The sequence below is a fragment of the Streptomyces sp. NBC_00080 genome, assembly GCF_045041255.1.
Taxonomy (GTDB): Bacteria; Actinomycetota; Actinomycetes; order Streptomycetales; family Streptomycetaceae; genus Streptomyces; species Streptomyces coriariae.
This window is the reverse complement of sequence record NZ_CP108235.1, coordinates 8,074,849-8,093,097: the sequence shown is the minus strand read 5'-3', so window position 1 is coordinate 8,093,097 and position 18,249 is coordinate 8,074,849. Positions and strand designations below refer to the sequence as shown.

The 18,249-nt window shown below is 71.8% G+C and carries 16 protein-coding genes and 2 pseudogenes; 7 read left to right on the top strand and 11 right to left on the bottom strand.

Annotated features, from left to right (window positions below):
• Nucleotides 1-68 precede the first annotated feature (68 nt).
• Together OHU34_RS36250 and OHU34_RS36245 are read left to right on the top strand one after the other, a co-directional pair.
• Nucleotides 69-1,157 (top strand): sugar ABC transporter substrate-binding protein, encoded by a 1,089-nt coding sequence (locus OHU34_RS36250; RefSeq protein ID WP_142269132.1) that lies wholly within the window; start codon nucleotides 69-71, stop codon nucleotides 1,155-1,157.
• 184 nt (nucleotides 1,158-1,341) lie between these two features.
• On the top strand, nucleotides 1,342-2,553 hold the full coding sequence (locus OHU34_RS36245; protein ID WP_142269133.1) for a sugar ABC transporter permease: 1,212 nt from the start codon (nucleotides 1,342-1,344) through the stop codon (nucleotides 2,551-2,553).
• A gap of 46 nt (nucleotides 2,554-2,599) precedes the next feature.
• Here the strand turns inward: OHU34_RS36245 and OHU34_RS36240 are convergent, their stop codons facing one another.
• Nucleotides 2,600-3,733 carry an NAD(P)/FAD-dependent oxidoreductase gene (locus tag OHU34_RS36240; RefSeq protein ID WP_142269134.1) on the bottom strand — a complete coding sequence of 378 codons (1,134 nt, stop codon included), beginning with the start codon at nucleotides 3,731-3,733 and terminating at the stop codon, nucleotides 2,600-2,602.
• Between the two features lie 309 nt (nucleotides 3,734-4,042).
• On the opposite strand from OHU34_RS36240, the pseudogene OHU34_RS36235 reads away from it, so the two are divergent.
• The 5 genes and pseudogenes from OHU34_RS36235 to OHU34_RS36215 all read left to right on the top strand — a co-directional run.
• Nucleotides 4,043-4,273 (top strand): annotated as a pseudogene (locus tag OHU34_RS36235) (DUF899 family protein); the annotation flags it as partial.
• 1 nt (nucleotide 4,274) lies between these two features.
• Nucleotides 4,275-4,695: pseudogene (locus tag OHU34_RS36230) on the top strand (sterol carrier protein domain-containing protein); the annotation flags it as partial.
• Nucleotides 4,696-4,889: 194 nt separating this feature from the next.
• Nucleotides 4,890-7,121, top strand: coding sequence for a nitrate- and nitrite sensing domain-containing protein (locus tag OHU34_RS36225; protein WP_405770270.1), 2,232 nt, complete (start codon nucleotides 4,890-4,892; stop codon nucleotides 7,119-7,121).
• A 118-nt stretch (nucleotides 7,122-7,239) separates the two neighbouring features.
• Nucleotides 7,240-8,364, top strand: a complete 1,125-nt coding sequence (locus OHU34_RS36220; RefSeq protein ID WP_405770267.1) for a nitrous oxide reductase family maturation protein NosD — start codon at nucleotides 7,240-7,242, stop codon at nucleotides 8,362-8,364.
• Between the two features lie 40 nt (nucleotides 8,365-8,404).
• Complete coding sequence (locus tag OHU34_RS36215; protein ID WP_142269136.1) at nucleotides 8,405-9,433, top strand: methyltransferase; 1,029 nt, start codon at nucleotides 8,405-8,407, stop codon at nucleotides 9,431-9,433.
• A gap of 93 nt (nucleotides 9,434-9,526) precedes the next feature.
• Here OHU34_RS36215 and OHU34_RS36210 read toward each other — a convergent pair whose 3' ends face one another.
• From OHU34_RS36210 to OHU34_RS36165, 10 genes are all read right to left on the bottom strand, one after another.
• Nucleotides 9,527-9,859 (bottom strand): TcmI family type II polyketide cyclase, encoded by a 333-nt coding sequence (locus tag OHU34_RS36210; RefSeq protein WP_020125749.1) that lies wholly within the window; start codon nucleotides 9,857-9,859, stop codon nucleotides 9,527-9,529.
• 20 nt (nucleotides 9,860-9,879) lie between these two features.
• Entirely contained in the window at nucleotides 9,880-10,359 is a 480-nt protein-coding gene (locus OHU34_RS36205; RefSeq protein ID WP_142269137.1) for an SRPBCC family protein, read from the bottom strand.
• A 1-nt stretch (nucleotide 10,360) separates the two neighbouring features.
• Entirely contained in the window at nucleotides 10,361-10,615 is a 255-nt protein-coding gene (locus OHU34_RS36200; protein ID WP_142269138.1) for an acyl carrier protein, read from the bottom strand.
• 35 nt (nucleotides 10,616-10,650) lie between these two features.
• The gene (locus OHU34_RS36195; protein ID WP_142269139.1) at nucleotides 10,651-11,901 is read right to left on the bottom strand and encodes a beta-ketoacyl synthase N-terminal-like domain-containing protein; all 1,251 of its coding nucleotides are present in this window, start codon (nucleotides 11,899-11,901) and stop codon (nucleotides 10,651-10,653) included.
• Nucleotides 11,898-13,166, bottom strand: a complete 1,269-nt coding sequence (locus OHU34_RS36190; RefSeq protein ID WP_028806148.1) for a beta-ketoacyl synthase — start codon at nucleotides 13,164-13,166, stop codon at nucleotides 11,898-11,900. Before OHU34_RS36190 ends, OHU34_RS36195 begins: the two co-directional genes overlap by 4 nt.
• Nucleotides 13,163-13,582, bottom strand: a complete 420-nt coding sequence (locus OHU34_RS36185; RefSeq protein WP_054240490.1) for a cupin domain-containing protein — start codon at nucleotides 13,580-13,582, stop codon at nucleotides 13,163-13,165. Before OHU34_RS36185 ends, OHU34_RS36190 begins: the two co-directional genes overlap by 4 nt.
• Before the next feature lie 94 nt (nucleotides 13,583-13,676).
• Nucleotides 13,677-14,831 (bottom strand): SchA/CurD-like domain-containing protein, encoded by a 1,155-nt coding sequence (locus OHU34_RS36180; protein ID WP_142269140.1) that lies wholly within the window; start codon nucleotides 14,829-14,831, stop codon nucleotides 13,677-13,679.
• 137 nt (nucleotides 14,832-14,968) lie between these two features.
• Nucleotides 14,969-15,610 carry a class F sortase gene (locus tag OHU34_RS36175; protein WP_200840086.1) on the bottom strand — a complete coding sequence of 214 codons (642 nt, stop codon included), beginning with the start codon at nucleotides 15,608-15,610 and terminating at the stop codon, nucleotides 14,969-14,971.
• A 221-nt stretch (nucleotides 15,611-15,831) separates the two neighbouring features.
• Nucleotides 15,832-16,383, bottom strand: a complete 552-nt coding sequence (locus tag OHU34_RS36170) for a hypothetical protein (protein ID WP_405770262.1) — start codon at nucleotides 16,381-16,383, stop codon at nucleotides 15,832-15,834.
• Nucleotides 16,384-16,517: 134 nt separating this feature from the next.
• Nucleotides 16,518-18,236, bottom strand: a complete 1,719-nt coding sequence (locus tag OHU34_RS36165; RefSeq protein WP_230196562.1) for an FAD-dependent monooxygenase — start codon at nucleotides 18,234-18,236, stop codon at nucleotides 16,518-16,520.
• Nucleotides 18,237-18,249: the final 13 nt, after the last annotated feature.

Genomic DNA, 18,249 nt, shown 5'->3' with positions numbered 1-18,249 from the left:
GCATATAAGGATCAACCGAACATATCCACCGCCATCCACCCTATTGTCGTCTACGGCAGGTATCACCCATGAAGGCCTGCATCAGGGACACAGCAGCCGCGGTGACCGCGGTCTCCACCGCGGTCGTCCTGACGGCCTGTGGGGCGGACACCCCCGACGAACCGGGCCCGGACGGCAGGCCGCGCATCGGTCTGCTGCTGCCGGACGTCACCACGCCCCGCTGGGAGACCCAGGACAGGCCATTGCTGGAGAAGAAGATCCACGAACTGTGCCCCGACTGCGCGGTCGAACACGCCAACGCCAAGGGCGATGTGGCCCTCCAGCAGGAACAGATGGACTCGATGATCACCAAGGGGGTCGATGCCATCATGCTCGTGGCCGTCGACGCCCGCTCGCTCGGCCCGGCGGTCGCCAAGGCCCAGAAGGCGGACATCCCCGTCATCTCCTACGACCGGCTCGCCGAGGGCCCCATCTCGGGTTACGTCTCCTTCGACGGCAAGGAGGTCGGCCGGCTCCAGGGCCGGGCGCTGCTGAAGGCGATGGGCGACAAGGTGCCCGGCGCCGAGATCGTCATGATGAACGGCGACCCCAGCGACCCGAACACGAAGTCGTTCCAGGACGGCGCCCTGTCCGTGCTCGACGGAAAGGTGAAGATCGGCAAGGCCTACGACACCCTCCAGTGGCGTAGGGAGGCCGCGCACATGAACATGTCCGGGGCCATCGCGGCCCTCGGCGCCGAGTCGATCGACGGGGTCTACGCGGCCAACGACGGCCTCGCCGCCGGGAGCATCTCCGCCCTCAAGGCGAACAAGATCGACCCGCTGCCCCCGGTCACCGGGCAGGACGCCGAACTCTCGGCCCTGCGGCGCATCGTCGGCGGCGAACAGTACATGACCGTCTTCAAGCCGTTCGCGCCCGAGGCCGCCGCCGGCGGTGCCATGGCGGTCGCCGCGGCCCGCGGGGAGAATCTCGGGCAGGTGGCCACGGCCGAGGTGCCGACGAGCGGCGGGGAGGCGGTCGCCGCCGTGCTGCTCACCCCGGTGTCGGTGACCGTCGACAACATCGAGGACACGGTGGTGAAGGACGGCCTGCACACCGTCCGGCAGATCTGCACGCCCCAGCTCCGGGCCGCCTGCGACCGGGCCGGACTGACCTGACCCCCATCGAACGGACACCGTGTCGGCAGGACGCGCGTCGACCTGACGCCGCCGGAGCCGACGCCCTCGGGAAGGAGATGGTTTCCGTGCCGGAGATTCGCTCCGGGCGTTCCGCCGCCATGCTCGGGGCCGTCTCCGGCGCCGCACCGGGCATGCCCCCACCGGCGGCCGCACGGGAGGCGAGGTGGTGACCCGCGTGCGGGCCGCGGCCCGTGCCGTGCGGAGCGGGCCGGCGGTCGTCCGGCGCAAGCTGAGCGCCGGTGAGCTGGGCTCGCTGCCCGTCGTCCTCGTCCTCGCCGTCGTCTGGATCACCTTCCAGTCCCTCAACGAGAACTTCCTCTCGCCCCGCAACCTGTCCAATCTCAGCGTCGACATCGTGGGCACCGGGATGATCGCGGTCGGCATCGTCTTCGTGCTGCTGCTCGGTGAACTCGATCTGTCCGTCGGCTCGATCAGCGGGCTCGCGGCGGCCGTCTTCGCCGTGCTGAACGTGAACAACGGGGTGCCGGAGTGGCTCGCGCTCATCGTCGCGGTGCTGGCGGGCACCGTGGCGGGGACCGTCCAGGGCTACTCCATCGCCAGAACCCGGGTGCCGGCCTTCGTGATCACTCTCGCCGGGCTGCTCACCTGGAACGGCCTGATGCTCTCCGTCCTCGGGGACAACGGCACCGTCAACCTCGACGAGAACGGGCTGGTCGCCAAGCTGACCAGCTACTACTTCACCGACGACGCCGTGGCCTACGGCCTGGCGGCGGTCGCCACGGGCGCGGTCTTCCTCGTCTGCGACCGCGACCGGCGGCGCCGCAAGGCCATCGGTATGCCGCACCGGTCGGTGCACGCCATCGCGCTGCGCACCGCAGCGGTCGCCGTGGTCGCCTTCGGCGTCGCGTACCTGCTCAACCGGTTCCAGGGGCTGCCGCTCGCCCTGCTGATCTTCCTCGTGGTGGTGGCCGGTCTCGACGTGGTGCTCCGCCGCACCCACTACGGACGGCAGGTCTACGCGCTCGGCGGCAGCATCGAGGCGGCCCGCCGCGCCAGCCTCAGCGTGACGTGGGTGCAGACCGCGGTGCTCGCGGCCTCGGGCACGATGGCCGCCGTCGGCGGCCTGTTCCTGGCCTCGCGCATCACCTCGGTGAGCCAGAGCTCGGGGTCGGGCGTGCTGCTGGTCAACGCCATCGCGGCGGCCGTCATCGGCGGCACCAGCCTGTTCGGCGGGCGCGGTACGACCTGGTCGGCGGTGCTCGGCATGCTGGTCATCCAGTCGATCGCCTCCGGCATGGCGATCACGGACACTCCCCCGGCCGTGCAGTTCATCATCACGGGCGGGGTGCTCTTCGCCGCGGTGGTCATCGACTCGCTGTCGCGGCATACCCAGGCCACCCGCAGACGGGCGTGAGGAGACGTTCGTGGAACGGTCCCGGTGACCGTTCCACGAACGGAGGTCACGGCGTCTGCTCGTCCCCGAGGAACGCGGTGATCAGGCTGTGGGGCGCGTGGTCGCCGAACATGAGCTCGTGGAGCCGGGTGCCGTCGGCCGCGGCCTCGGTGCTGCGGGGGAACATGGCCCGCTCGTACGCGGTGAGCGCGGCCTCGACGTCGTCGGGGTGCGCGGCGAGGGCCTTGCCGAGTTCGGCACCGTCGTACATGGCCAGGTTGGCGCCTTCGCCGTTCGGGACCGAGAGGTGGGCGGCGTCGCCGAGCAGGGTCACCCCCGGCACCCGGTCCCACCGGTGCCCGGTCGGCAGCGCGTGGAGGGGGCGCAGGACGGGGGCGGTGTCGGCCTCGGTGATCAGCGCGGTGAGCTCCGGCGCCCAGCCGTCGAACTCCCGCGCGATCCGCGCGCGGGCCCCGGCGGCATCGGAGAAATCGACGGCGTCGAACCAGTCCCGCGGCCGGGTGAGCGCCACGTAGGCGTGCAGGGTGTCACCCTTCTCCCGATGGGCCTGGATCGCCCTGCCCGGGGCGAGCGCGAGCAGCGACCCGCCGCCGACCGCCTTCGCGGCCGCCGGGTGCCGGGTGTCGCCGTCGAACAGATAGGTCTCGACGTACGACATGCCGGTGTACTCGGGTACGGCGGCGGAGAGCAGCGGCCGCACCCGTGACCACGCGCCGTCCGCGCCGACGAGCAGGCTCGTGGTGACGGTGGAGCCGTCGGCGAAGGTCACCTCGTGGCGGCCGTCGCCGAGGGCACGGGTGGTGTGGGCCTTGTGGCCCCACCGGACGGTGCCGGCCGGGAGCGAGTCGAGCAGCATCCGCCGCAGCTCGCCGCGCTGCACCTCGGGGCGCCCGCCGGTGCCGTCGTCGGGCTCGTCGAACAGGACGGCCCCGTCCCGGTCGAGGAGCCGCAGCGCCTGGCGGCCCTCCAGGACCAGGCCGCGGAACTCCTCCATCAGGCCGGCCGCCCGAAGAGCCGGCTGGCCGTTGTGGTCGTGGATGTCGAGCATCCCGCCCTGGGCGCGGGCCGCCGGTGAGGCCTCCGCCTCGTGGACCGTGGACGTTATGCCGTGGACGTGCAGGACGCGGGCCAGGACGAGTCCGCCGAGGCCGGCGCCGATGATCGTGACATCAGTGGTCATGGTGATTCCTTGCGTGTCGAACGCCTGCCGGACGGGCGCCCGGCGGGATCACCTCGAAAGGTTCCGGACCGGGCCGACAGGTCGCCGACATCCGACCGACAGCCCCGACATCGGACCGACAGCCCCGGCATCGGACCGACGCGCGGCCCCGCCGCCCGATCTCCCGGGTCGCCCGGCCCGGTCGGTGCAGGCCCGCTCCCGCGGGCGCCGCCGGTCGCGATGAGTTCCTGGCGGGGCGCGGGTCTCTTCTCGTGACCGTCGCGGGACGTCGTAGGACGCTGCCCGGCACGAGACACCACGGAGGACGCCATGACGACCACGCCGCACGACCCGACCACCGCGCTGCCCGGCCGCCCGCCCGTCGTCGACCTGGCCACCTGGCAGACCGCCCGTGACGAGCTCCTGGTCCGCGAGAAGGCGTACACCCGGGCGGGCGACGCCCTCGCCGCGGACCGCCGCCGGCTGCCGATGGTGGAGTTCGACGGAACGGTCGAGGTCGTCGGACCCGACGGCCCGGTCCCGTTCCTGGACCTGTTCCAGGTTCAAGCACTTCCCGCCCGAGCACCCGCTGCGCTGGCAGTTCGCGGACTTCCGGGCCGCCGAGGTGAGCGACGACACCGACTGGCTCTGGGTGCGGCTGCTGGACGTCCCGCGTGCGCTGACCGCGCCGCGGCTGGGGCACGGACGGCGAGCTCGTCCTCGACGTCGACGACCCGTTCCTCGGCGAGCACGGCCGCCACCTGCTGACCGTCCGGGACGGCAAGGCCGAGTGCGTGCCGACGGACCGGGAGCCCGACCTGTCCCTGGACGTGAGCGACCTGGGTTCGGTCTACCTCGGCGGTACCGCCCCGAGCACGCTCGTGCGTGCCGGGCACATCCGGGCCCACCGTCCGGGCGCGGCCGGCCTCGCCGACGCCCTCTTCCGCGCCGAGCGCTCCCCGCACTGCCTGCACTGGTTCTGACCGCGCGCCGGCCGAACCCGAGCGACGTCTTAGGTGAAACTTGCACCACTTTTGAACGCAGTGCCGCCGACGCGTCGTAGTGAGGGGTACCCGGCGCGTCACGCGCGAGGCGCTCCAGAGGCGATAGGTCGATCGTGCCGAAGAACTCACCCGCGACTGAGGGACGAAGAAAGCCCCTCACCCGCAACTGGCCCGTGGCCAGACGGCTTCGGGCCGTGCTGCTGATCCCCGTGCTCGTCGCCCTCGTGCTCGGAGGCGTACGGGTGAAACGCTCGGTCGACACCTGGCAGGACGCGGACGACGCGGTCCGCGTGGCGGAACTGATCCAGGCGGCGAACAAATACGCGAGCGACGCGATCAACGAGCGCGATCTGTCGGTCATCCCCCTGCTGACAGGCGCCAGGACCTCCGACACGGTCGTACAGGCCCGGAAGATCACCGACGCGGACGCCCGGGTGTTCGACGCGGCGGTCGACCGGATGCCGAAGACCGGCGGCCTCGTCCGGCGGGTACAGCTGGTCCGCGCCGGTGAGGCGCAACTCGCCGCCGTGCGGGCCAACGCGTTCACCTCCCGGATGTCCGGAGTGCAGACCGAGGAGAGCTACCACACCGTCCAGCACCCCTTGATGGAGATCTCGAACGAGCTCGGCTTCGGCAGCAGCAGCCAGGCGAGCATCGGCCGGACGCTCTACGCCGTGTCCCTGACGCAGGCGGCCGAGTCCCTGATCCGGTCCATCGGCACCCACCTGCTGGTGGAGGACCGCGACCGGCTGGCCCCCGGCGAACTGGCGTCCCAGCTGGCCTCGTTCCGCTCGTACGCCTACCTCGAACAGGTCGGGCTCCAGGAGTACGTGGGCGCCGGCACCACCGCGGACGTGACGAGGCTCCAGCAGGCGCTCGCCGCCGCCGAGGAGCGCGGCAGACAGCAGACCGCCGCCGCTGCCGCACAGGCCGCGGCGGCGGGGCGGACGTTCGTCACACCGCCCGCCATCGACGTGATGATCGCCGAGATCGCCGACGGGAAGCCGGTCGCGGAACTGGCCGCGCGGGGCATCACGCCCGAGTCGTTCTTCGCCGCGTCCACGCTGGGCTTCGACGCCTACCGGGGCATCCAGGTGAACCTCACCGACGCCGCGCTCACGAGCGCCCACGACATCGCCGACGACGCGCGCCGGGACGCCGTCACCAACGCTGCGCTCGTGCTCGCCTCGCTGCTCGTGGCGTTTCTGCTCGCTTCCTGGGTGGCCCGCACGATGAGCACCGGGATGCGCCGCCTCAGCGCCTCCGCGATCGAGATCGCCGGCCGGCGGCTGCCCGCTCTCGTCGACCAGATGTCCCGGCCCGACTCCGGCGAGGTGGACACCCGGGTCGTCCCGATCCCGATCCACACCACCGACGAGATCGGCGAGGTGGCCCGGGCCTTCGACCTCGTCCATCGCGAGGCCGTCCGGCTCGCCGCCGAACAGGCCCAGCTGCGGGGCAACATCAACGCGATCTTCACCAACCTCTCGCACCGGGGCCAGTCCCTGATCGAGCGTCAACTGGCCCTCATCACCAGCCTGGAGGACAACGAGACCGACCCGGAGCAGCTGGAGAACCTCTTCCGGCTGGACCACCTCGCCACCCGGGTCCGCCGCAACGGCGAGAACCTCCTGGTGCTCGGGGGCGAGCGGCCCGCCGAGCAGTGGGACCGGCCGCTGCCGCTGGTCGACGTCGTCCGCGCGGCCTGCTCGGAGGTGGAGCAGTACGAGCGCATCCGGCTCTCCGGGCTCCCGGAGGCCCAGATCGACGGCCGGACCGTGCCCGACCTCGTACATCTGCTCGCCGAACTGCTGGAGAACGCCACGGTGTTCTCCTCCCCGCACTCGGAGGTGCGGGTGACCGCCGTGCGGCTCCCCGACGGCCGGATCACGGTCGAGATCCACGACGAGGGCATCGGGCTGGCGGCGGACGACTTCGCGGTGATCAACCGCAAGCTGGCCGACCCGCCGACCGTCGACGTCGACATCTCCCAGCACATGGGGCTGTTCGTGGTCGGCAGGCTCGCCGAGCGGCACGGCATCCGCGTCCAGTTGCGGCCCTCCGGCGGGAAGTCCGGCACGACCTCCCTCGTCATGCTGCCCGACACGGTCACCCAGCCCCTGCCGGGCACCCTGCCCGACTCCGACACCCTGACACTGGCCCTGCTCAAGAACGTCCCGCGGCCCGAGTACGCGGGCGCCGCGCCATCTCCCGGTGGCCAGGACTCCGGTGACGCCTTCACGGACTACGAGGCGTGGCAGGACGAGCCGGCCGGGACGCGGCCCGCCGACGAGCCGCCCCCGGACAAGCCCTCCACCGACAAGCCGCAGCCGACGGCCGGGGCCCGCCCGCGGCGACTCTCCCGGCGCGCGTCCCGGAGCAACCGCCGCCCGCGCACCGGCTGACGCCCTCCCCGGGACCGGCTGCCCGCGATGACCGCCGGGCGGTGTGCGACCGGAGGGACACGCCGCCGGATGGCCCATCCCACCGGTTCCGGGGTCATAGGGTCATACCGTGCGCAATATGAAGAAATGCCATATCGCGTACTTGGCGTGCACCGCGGCGTTGATCGGGACGGGCCTCGGAGCCGCTCCGCCGGTCGCCGCGCACAGGATCCATGTGGTCCACCCGGGGGAATCCGTCCAGAAGGCGGTGGACGCGGCCCAGCCGGGAGACACCGTTCTGCTGACCTACGGCACCTATCACGAGAGCGTCGAGGTGAGCACGCCCGGGCTCACCCTGCGCGGCGTGGGCCGCGGCACGGTGCTCGAACCGGAGGCGGGCGCGAGCACCGGCACCGCCCCGAGCACCGGAACGGGCGCCGCGAAGAACGGCACGGCCGGGAGGGCCGCGAAGGCCGCGACCAGTTGTGCCGCGGCCGGCAACGGCATCTGCGTCGTGGGCACGAAGGACCACAACGTCGACGGCGTCACCGTCGCCTCCCTGACGGTGACCGGCTTCGCCAAGACCGGTCTCTACGCCACGGAGGCCGACGGGCTGACCGTGCGGCGCGTCACCGCGGTGAAGAACGGCGTGTGGGGCATCGCCACGGAGCACTCGGTCCATGGCGTGTTCCGCGACAACACCGCCCGCGACAACGGCGACGCGGGCCTCTTCCTCGCCAACACGGTCAAGGAGGAGCAGGGCGCCACGGACACCGAGGGAACGGTGGTCGAGCACAACCGGCTGGAGGGCAACCGGATCGGTGTCACCGTCCGCCGGCTGCGCAACCTGACCCTCGCGGGCAACCACCTCACGGGCAACTGCGCCGGCGTGTTCGTCGTCGGCGACGAGAACAAGCCGAAGGCCGGCTTCGTGACGGTGCGCGACAACCGCATCGAGCGCAACAACAAGTCGTGCCCGAAGACCGCGCGGCTGGACGCCCTCCAGGGCTCCGGCATCGTCCTGACCGGTGCCGAGGACAGCCTGGTCACCCGGAACGTGATCAAGGACAACGTCGGCAAGTCCCCGCTGTCCGGCGGCATCGTCCTGTTCAAGAGTTTCGTGGGCACGACCAGCGAGCGGAACCGGATCAGCGACAACCTGCTGCGGGGCAACTCCCCGGACCTCGTCAACACGGACACCGGCAAGGGCAACACCTTCGAAGGCAACTCCTGCCGCTCGTCGAAGCCCGCCGGCCTGTGCTGAACCCCGTGAACCCCACGAACCCCAAGAAGGAAGGCGGCACATGACGACCGCTCAGTCTGCCCCTCCGCCGTCGATGCGGCTGCGGGAACTCGCGTTCGGGGCGGCATGTGCCGCCGCCGTGCGCGCGGCCGCCCGGCTGGGCGTCGCCGACGCCCTCGGCGACAGCCCCATGGCCGTGGAGGACCTCGCGGCCGCGGTCAAGACCGAACCCCGCCCGCTGCGACGGCTGCTGCGGGCCCTGTCCTGCTACGGCGTCTTCGCCGAGGCGCCGGACGGGACCTTCGCGCACACCGACGTCTCCCGGCTGCTGCGCGAGGACGACCCCAACAGCCTGCGCGCCATCACGCTGTGGTGCACCGAGCCGTGGACCTGGGACGCCTGGCCGATGCTGGACGAGGCGGTGCGCACCGGCCGCAACGTGGTGGAGGACCTGTACGGCAAGGAGTTCTTCCCCTACCTCAACGAGGACGCCCCGGAGTCGGCCGACATCTTCAACCGCGCCATGACGACCTCCAGCGTGCAGTCGGCGCGGGACGTCGCGGAGTTCCTCGACCTGACGGGGATCTCGTCCGTCGCCGACATCGGCGGCGGCCAGGGGCACGTGGTCGCGAGCCTGCTGGACAAGTACCCGTCGATGCACGGGGCGCTGCTCGACCTCCCCCGGGTGGTGGAGAACGCGGTGCCGCGTCTGCTCGCGGGCGGCGACCTCGCCGGCCGTGCGCGCGTCGTACCCGGCGACGTCCGTACGTCCGTTCCGGTGAAGGCCGACGTCTACGTCATCAAGAACATCCTGGAGTGGGACGACGAGAGCACGGCCCGCGCGCTGCGCAACGTCCGTGAGGCGGGCGGCCCCGGGACCCGGGTCGTGGTCATCGAGAACCTCGTCGACGACTCGCCCTCGATGCGCTTCAGCACCGCGATGGACCTGCTGCTGCTCCTGAACGTCGGCGGGGCCAAGCACACCACCCAGAGCATGGTGGACCGGCTGACGGAGGCGGGCCTCGTCATCGACGACATCAGCCCGGTCAACCCCTACCTGCACGCGTTCGACTGTCACGTCCCCGGCTGATCCGCCCGCGAAGACACACACGAAGGCACACAGACCACCGGTCGCCGGGCCCGCAGCGTCGCGGGCCCGGCGACCGGTGACGGTCGGCGGGGGTCAGCCGGCCGGCTCACGCTCCCAGAGGTAGAAGCGCTGCGCCATGGCGTCCTTCGGGGAACGCCAGGTCTCGGGGTCGTACGCGCTGACGTACGCGGCCAGCCGCTCGCTGACGCCCCGGAACTCGGGATGACCGGTGATCTTGGCGATGGCGGGCCCGGGGTCGCGCTCGGACTCGATCAGGTGCATGTACACGTCGCCGAACTGGAACAGGCTGCGCCGGTTCACACCGACGAGCCGCGGCAGCTCTCCCCGGTCGGACTCCTCGAACACCTTGGCGATGTCGGGTGCCGATCCCGGGGCCATCCGGGCGACGATCAGAGCTTGGTGCATGGTGCTGTTCTCCGTCCGGCTCAGTCGGTCAGACCGGGGGTGGCACCGCGCTCGGCGGCGGTCTTCTCGATGCGGTCCCGGATCAGGCCCAGCTGGACCTTGGAGTTCCGGTTGATGTTGTCGGTCATCCACTCGTCGTCGACCGGCGCTTCCGGCTTCATCGCGAAGTCCTGCGTCCAGACCATCCGCGTACCGCCGGGAACCTCCTCGTACCGCCAGTGGATGTCCATGTGGGCGAAGGGCCCCGTCTCGACCCGGCGGGCCTTGACGGTGAGCGTGTCGCGGTCCGGCTCGCGCTCCGAGACCCAGCTCCACACGGTGCCGTTCTCGTCCGGGTGCATGGTCAGCCGGAACGTCGTCCTGCGTCCCTCCCGGGAGAGGATCTCGACGGAGGCGTACTCGCTGAACAGCCGCGGCCAGTTCTCCAGGTCGTTGGTCACCTCCCAGACCAGGTCGACAGGCGCCGCGATGGTGATCTCGTTCTGTGTGTGTCCGGTCATCTCAGGCTCCTGTCAGGAGGGCGCTGTTGACGAGGTCGAGGAACTGCCGGGGCGACTTGGAGCGTTCGGCGTCGGGAGGCATCGGCGTGCCGTACCGGTTCTCCAGTTCGCCCACGATCCCCAGCAGGCCGAGCGAGTCGACGCCCAGGCGGTCGAAGCCGGTGTCGTCGCGGCGGAGTTCCTCCGGGTCGACGGTGACGCCGGCGGACTTCTTCATGAGTTCGGCCAGCTCTTCCACGGTGATGCGGTCAGTCATGCCATTCCCTTCCTCTGCTGCTCCGCGGCGCCTCGCTACGAGGCGTCGGTGGCGCCGTGCCGCAGCACCAGCGCCGAGTTCGACCCCATGAGTCCCCGGCTCAGGACCAGCGCCGTGCGTACCTCGGCGGTACGGGCCCGGCCGGTCACGAGGTCGAGGTCGTGGCAGATGTCGAAGACGTTGGGGGTGGGTGGGATCAGGCCGTGCTCCATCGCGAGCACCGCCGCCGCGACGTCCATCAGCGGCGCCGCACAGTAGCCCCGTCCGATCCCGGTCTTCGGCGCCGTGACGGGCACGCGCCTGCCGTGCGCCCCGAGGGCGTCGGCGATCGCCAGGGCCTCGGCGCGGTCCGCCTCCGGTACACCGAGCGCGTCGGCGAAGACCACGTCGATCTCCTCGGGCGCGCAGTCGGCCTCCCGCAGTGCTTGCCGGACGGCCTGGGCGAGCCCCTCCCGGGACTCCTCCCAGCGGGAGGCCCCGGTGAAGGTCGCCGCGTGTCCGGCCAGGTGGGCCCGCACCCGCGCGCCCCGTGCCCGGGCCGCGCCGTCCGCCTCCACCACGAGCATGGCGCCGCCCTCGGCCGGCACGAACCCGCAGGCCGCGGAGGTGAAGGGGCGGTAGGCGCGGGTCGGGTCGTCGACCGTGCTGAGTTCGTCGTAGCCGAGTTGGCAGACCATCGAGTAGGGCGCGATCGGCGCCTCGGTGGCGCCGGCCACGATCACGTCGGTGCCGCGGCGCACCGCCCGCGCCGCGTGGGCGAGGGCGTCCAGGCCGCCGGCCTCGTCGGCGGCGACGACCGAGCAGGGGCCCTTGAAGCCGCGGCGGATGGAGATCTGGCCGGTGCTGGCGGCGTAGAACCAGGCGATGGACTGGTACGGGCCGACGAAGCGACTGCCCTTGCCCCACAACTGCTGGAGCTCCCGCTGTCCGAACTCGCCGCCGCCGGAGCCGGCCGCGGTGACCACGCCCACGGAGAAGGGCGCGGCGTCGGTCTCCGGCCGGCCGAGCTGGGCGTCGTCCAGCGCGAAGTCGGCCGCGGCCATCGCGAAGTGCGTGAACCGGTCGGTCTGGACCAGGAAGCGCTCCTCGATCGCGGCCGACGGGTCGAAGTCGCGGACCTGACCCGCCACCCGCAGCGGCAGATCCTCGCAGCCCTCGCGGTCGACCCGGTCCAGGACGCTGATGCCCTCCCTGGTGGACTTCCAGAAGGTCTCGGTACTGGCTCCGTTGGGCGCGATCACACCGATTCCCGTGACGGCCGCGCGCCGTGGCTGGGGTTCGCTCATCGTGTCTTCTCCCTCGGCCGGTTCATGACCACCGCGGACTGGAAGCCGCCGAACCCGCTGCCCACCGAGAGCACGCTGGCGAGCTTGCGCTCACGTGCCACGCGCGGGACGTAGTCCAGGTCGCACTCGGGGTCGGGCGTCTCGTAGTTCGCGGTCGGCGGTACGACCTGGTTGGCCAGGGCCAGCACACAGGCGACGAGTTCGATCGCCCCGATCGCGCCGAGGGAGTGGCCCACCATCGACTTGATGGAGCTCATGGGCGTGTCGTAGGCGTGGGTGCCCAGGACCCGCTTCACCGCGGCGGTCTCGTGGCGGTCGTTCTGCTTGGTGCCCGAGCCGTGCGCGTTGACGTAGTCGATCGCGGTGGCGTCGAGCCGGGCGTGGTCGAGGGCTTCCTCGATGGCCCGGGCCATCTCCAGGCCGTCACTGGTCAGGCCGGTCATGTGGTAGGCGTTGCCGAACGTGGCGTACCCGCCGAGCTCGCAGTAGACGTGCGCGCCGCGGGCCCGGGCGTGCTCGAGCTCCTCCAGGACGAGTACGGCGCCGCCCTCGCCCATGACGAACCCGTCACGGTCGGCGTCGAAGGGACGCGAGGCGTGGGCCGGGTCGTCGTTGTTCGAGGAGGTGGCCTTGATCGCGTCGAAGCACGCCATGGTGATCGGCGAGATCGGCGAGTCCGAGGCGCCGGCTATGCATATGTCGGCCCGGCCCTCCTCCACGGTGTGGAAGGCGTACCCGACCGCGTCGAGCCCGGAGGTGCAGCCCGTGGAGACGGTCTGCACCGGACCGCGCGCCCCGAACCGCTCCGCCACGGTCGAGGCCAGCGTGCTGGGCGTGAACGCGCGGTGCAGATGCGGGGCCGCCTCCCGGTGGTCCACGTTCCAGCGCTGCCCGCCGTGGCTGACCGCGACGTAGTCGTTCTCCAGCCGGGTGGTGCCGCCGACCGCGGTGCCCAGCGAGACACCGACCCGCCAGGGGTTCTCGGCGGCCAGGTCGAGACCCGCGTCGCGAACCGCTTCGTCCCCGGCGACCAGGGCGAACTGGATGTAGCGGTCGCACCGCTCGACGTCCGTCGCGTCCAGGCCGTGGGCCGCCGGGTCGAAGTCGCACTCGGCGGCGATCCGCGACCGCAGACCCGTCGGGTCGAAGAACGTGATGGCCCGCGTCGCCGTACGCCCGTCCGCCAGGAGGTTCCAGAAGGCCGGTACGCCTATGCCGCCCGGGGCGACGATGCCTATGCCGGTGACCGCCACTCGTCTCGTCATGAGCGCACCTGACGTCGCTCGGCCGACTCCGCCCCGACCACGGCGGGCTCGGCTTCGGTTCCCTCGGTGTCGACGTGACCGAGCGGCGGGCTCGGGGCCAGCGGGCCGAGGTGGAAGACCATACGGGCCTCCACCTTGCCGACGTTGCGGAAGCGGTGGCGCACGTTGAGGGGGATCAGGAGCCCCTGCTCGGGCTGGAGCGGGTGCGGCTCACCGTCCAGGTCCACTTCCAGTTGTCCGCACACCACGTACACGAACTCCTCGGAGTACGGGTGGTAGTGCTCACCGATGCGGTCACCGGGCTGGATGAGGGCCAGGCCCATGAAGCCGCTGGTGGCGCCCACCGTGGCCGGGGTGAGCATGGCGCGCAGGTCGCCGCCTCGCCGGGTGTTGGGCTCGACCTCGCTGAGATCCATGATTCTGTGACGAGAAGTGATCACGACTTCCTCCGATGATGTGGTGCACCGACGTGGCAGGGGCGGGGCACCGCCCCTGCCACGTGATGGCGAATCAGGCGTCGGGCGACCGGCGGTCGGTGACGAGATCCATGCGCGCCAGTTCGAGGAAGCGCGCGAGAGGGCCGTCCTTCGACTCGGACGCGCCGGCGGCGTCGTCCTGGAGCGTCGTCAGCTCGGCCACCTGTCCGGGGTCGGACAGACCCAGGGCCTGTACCGGGTCGGCGGCCTCGAGTCCGCCGCGCACGTCGATCAGCCGTACGACGACGTCGTCGCGCTGGAAGATCGTGCTGCGCAGGACCGGGCTGCGCGGGTCGTCCGCCGCCGCCTCGTCCTGCCGGGCGAGCAGCTCGGCCAGCTTCATGCCGCGGTCCGGGCGGGCCGGGTAGTACAGGGCGTACCGCTCGGCCTGCGGGTTCTGCCGCTCCTCCGCCGTCACGTGGTGGACGGCCGGCAGCGCGGCGCGGGTGAAGAAGACCCGGGCGGACTCGGGGTCGTTGAGGTCCCGGTCCTGCTCCAGATGGGGGTTGATGGCCTCCTCGACGGCCCGCACCTCGGGCTGCCGGGAGACGTGCCGCAGCGCGGAGAGCAGGTCGCCCCGCACCTCGATGGCCCGCACCACCCGGTTGCCGTGCATGAACAGCGAGGTGCGGCACAGCCGGGTGGTGTCGTCGACCTGCGGCTCGGGTGAGGCGTAGTCGGCGAGGATCTTGGCGACGATCTCCTCGCTGCCCGGCTTGACGGTGAAGGTGAGCGCGTGCCGGATCACGCCGTCGCCGATCCTGGGCGACGTCTGCAGCCGGCGCTTCGCCTGGTCGGCTGCCGCCACCGGGCCACCCGTCTCGCGGACGACGTGGAAGCGCAGCGAGCGGGTGTCGCGCACGCAGCTGTGCAGCGGCTCCACCATCGCCACGTGCTCCTCGCTGTTGACCCAGGCGAGGAACGGCGGGGCGCTCTCCCACTCGCTGGTGATGAGCCACTGCGAGGGGTTCTCGATGGACTGGCACAGCTGGTCGCTGACGTGCCCGGGGACGGACGCGACCTGGTTGCAGAGCTGCTCGTACGCCTCGAGGAACTGCTGCTGGGCGCCGTCGTAGACGTCGACCAGCAGGACGACGCGGAGCCGGGAGCCGTCGAACACGGACTGGGAGACACGTTGTGACGCCTGTCGCGCCCGCGAACCTGCAACACGTTCGGAGGTGGTGGTCATCCTGCGCACATCTCCTTCGCGGAGGGGAAAGGTGAACGTCGGCCGCGGTGATGCGACGTCAGCGTTCCTCGATCCTGTGCCCGTCCCCGCAAGCGCGCGACTCGGATGAACTACGTGGGTGACTGGGCGGCCGGCCGTCAGACGAGATGAGCGAAGACGACCAGGTTGTCGGTGTAGTCCTTGACCCGCCGGTCGTAGGCCCCCGCGCAGGTGATGAGCCGCACCTGCGCCTCGGAGGTGTCGCTGTACACCCGTTCGCTGGGGAAGTCGGCCTTGTCGAAGGTCTCCACGCTGTCGACCCGGAAGGACGCCTTGGCGCCGTCGGCCCGCAGGACCTGGAAGGCGTCGCCCTTCGCCAGCTGGCTGAGCCCCGCGAAGACGGCCGGGGAGGTCTTGGTGTCGACGTGCCCGGCGATGATCGCGGTGCCCGTCTCGCCGGGTGAGGCTCCCTTGGCGTGCCAGCCGACGAGGTTGACATCGTTCGCGGGAGGCGGCTCCAGCCGGCCGTCGGCGCCGATGGCGAGGTCGACGAAGGGGGCGTCGACCCCGATCTTCGGGATGTACAGCCGCACGGGCCGGGAGCGCGGCAGATGCTTGCCCACCGCGCCCCCGGTGTCCGCTTCACCGGCGGTCGGGGCCGGCGCGTCCGGCGCGCGGGCGGCGGGGACCGAGCCGGCGGCGGGCGGGGCGTGCGGCGGGCTGGCGGTACCGGTCGACGTGTCGTTGCCGCCGCCGAACAGGTTCAGCGCCAGGAGCAACGCGACCGCGGCGCAGACCATCATCACGCCGGCGCGGGAAGTTCCCTCTTCGGTGGACGTCGGCTCGGTGCCGGAGGGTTTGGCGGGGTCGGAGGGAGAAGGGGAGGAGGAAGAGGGAACTGCCATCGGGGACCACCTCATTCGGACACGGCAGCGGGGCGGACAGAGCACGGGGAGCGAGCCGGGCCGCCACCCTGGGGTACCGGTGGCGGCCGCGGCTTCGCTATCGCGTCCGGCATGGGTCAGGCCACGCTTCCGGCCGTCTTCCTGCGGCGCAGGGCGTAGAGGCCGGTGCCGGCGACGGCGAGGACGCCGAGTCCGGCCGCGGTCGTCGACGGGGTGGCGAGGCCGCCGCCGCCGGTGTGCATGCCGCCGCTGGGCTTGTCGTGCTCCTTGCTCCAGCCGCCGGACTCCTCTTCCTTCCCGCCGTTCCAGGAGTCCTTGCCGTGCTCACCGCCGTTCTCGGTGTCCTTGTCCTTGTACGTCTCGGGGTCGTACTTGGGGTCCTTGGCCGCGCCGCCGCCGTCGTTCACCGAGGCGAGGGCGCCGCCGCCGGTGTGCATGCCGCCGTGCGGGGAGTCGTGCTCCTCCTTGCCGTGCTCCTTGCCGTGCTCCTCCTTGCTGTACGAGGAGTCGTCCTCCTTGTCGTGCTCCTTGCCGTACGAGGAGCTGTCCTCCTTGCTGTAGGACGAGTCGTCGTGGTCCGTGTCACCGGCCGCGTAGGCGCCGGGGGCGCCGATGGCGAGGGCGGCCGAAGCCGCCGCGGTGGCCAGGATCATGCGAGCTGAACGCATCTGATGGTCCTTCCGTCACGACCGGGCAGCCGACACCTCGTCAGCTCGGGTGACCCGAACGGGACGTGATCCACCGTCAGCCGCCCGTCGCCGCGGCACCACTCGGGGCGTTCACACGGGTGAAGCCCGCGGGGTCAGACGAGCCCCAGCCCGGTCTTCAGGACCTGGCGCAGCGTCGCCTCGGCGTCCGCGTCCGGACCCGGCGACCGCCATAGGACGAATCCGTCGGGCCGCACGAGTACGGCGCCCCCGCGTGCCGTGCCGTGGCGCTCCGCCCAGTCGGCGTCGCCCTCCGGCACCAGGTCCGCGTCGGCTCCCGTGCCCACCCGGTACGACCTGAGCGGGAGGACCAGCTCCTCGGCGAGGCGGGTCGCGGCCTCGTGCCATCCGCTCGGCTCGGCGGCGTCGCTGAGCAGGACCAGGGTCCGCTCGTAGAGGTCGAGGGTCGAGAGCCGTTCGTTCCCGCGGCGGACCCACAGGTGGGGTGCCCTGCTGCCGGGTCCGCCGGTCAGGTCGAGGCTCTCCGGCACGACCGGGACCGCGGGGTCGGCGCCGACGACGGCGCCCTGCGGGTAGCGGTAGCCGAGGGCCACGTTGAGGATGCCTCGCTGGGGACCGCCGCCGCCGGCCGCGGGCGGCGCGGCGAACCCGGGGTGGCTGTGCTCGGCCGACCGGGCGGCGGCCCGGGCGCTGGTGGCCTCGGCGACGGGCCGACGCTCGGCGTCGTAGGTGTCCAGCAGCGCCTCCCCCGCCCAGCCGTCGACGACCGCTGCCAGCTTCCAGGCGAGGTTGTGCGCGTCCTGGATACCGGTGTTGGAACCGAAGGCCCCGGTGGGGGACATCTCGTGGGCCGAGTCGCCGGCCAGGAACACCCGTCCCGACCGGTAGCTGCGGGCGACCCGCTGGGCGGCGTGCCAGGGCGCCTTGCCGGTGATCTCCACGTCGAGGTCGGCGACCCCGACCGCCCGGCGGATGTGCTCGACACAGCGCTCGTCGGTGAACTCCTCCAGGGTTTCGCCGTGTTCGGGGTGCCAGGGGGCGTGGAAGACCCAGTTCTCGCGGTTGTCCACCGGCAGCAGGGCGCCGTCGGCCTCCGGGTCGGTCAGGTAGCAGACGATGAAGTGGCGGTCGCCCACGACGTCGGCGAGACGGCGGGAGCGGAAGGTGAGGCTGACGTTGTGGAACAGGTCGCCGGGCCCGCTCTGACCGATGCCGAGCTGCTCCCGGACGGGGCTGCGGGGGCCGTCGGCGGCGACGAGGTAGTCCGCGCGGATGGTGGTGTGCTCGCCCGTCCTACGGCTCTTGACCACCGCGGTGACGCCGGTGGCGTCGCTGTCGAACGACATCATCTCGGTGTGGAAGCGCAGGTCTCCGCCGTGCCGCTCGGCGTGGTCGAGCAGGACCGGCTCCAGGTCGTTCTGACTGCACAGGCACCAGGAGCTGGGGCTGAAGCGGGCCAGGCCGCCGCCCGGGTCGATGTCCCGGAACAGCCACTCGCCCGCGTCGCCGACCAGGGTGGGCGTCTGCAGGATGCCGTGGTTGTCGGCCAGGGTGGCGGCGGCCTCCTGGATCGCCTGCTCGACACCCGCCACCCGGAACAGCTCCATCGTGCGGACGTTGTTGCCGCGGCCGCGGGGATGGATGGAGGTGCCGGCGTGGCGCTCCACCAGTACGTGCGGTACTCCCAGCCGTCCCAGGAACAACGAGGTCGCCAGCCCGACCAGGGAGCCGCCGACGATGAGGACCGGGACCCTGATGGTGTGGGGGCCGGTCTCTTCGGCTCGTTCTTTCGTCACTCTCGCCTCCAGCGCGTCGATTCCGCCGACCCGGCCGGATACGGCGGAGATCCTCATGCATGCCCCGTGG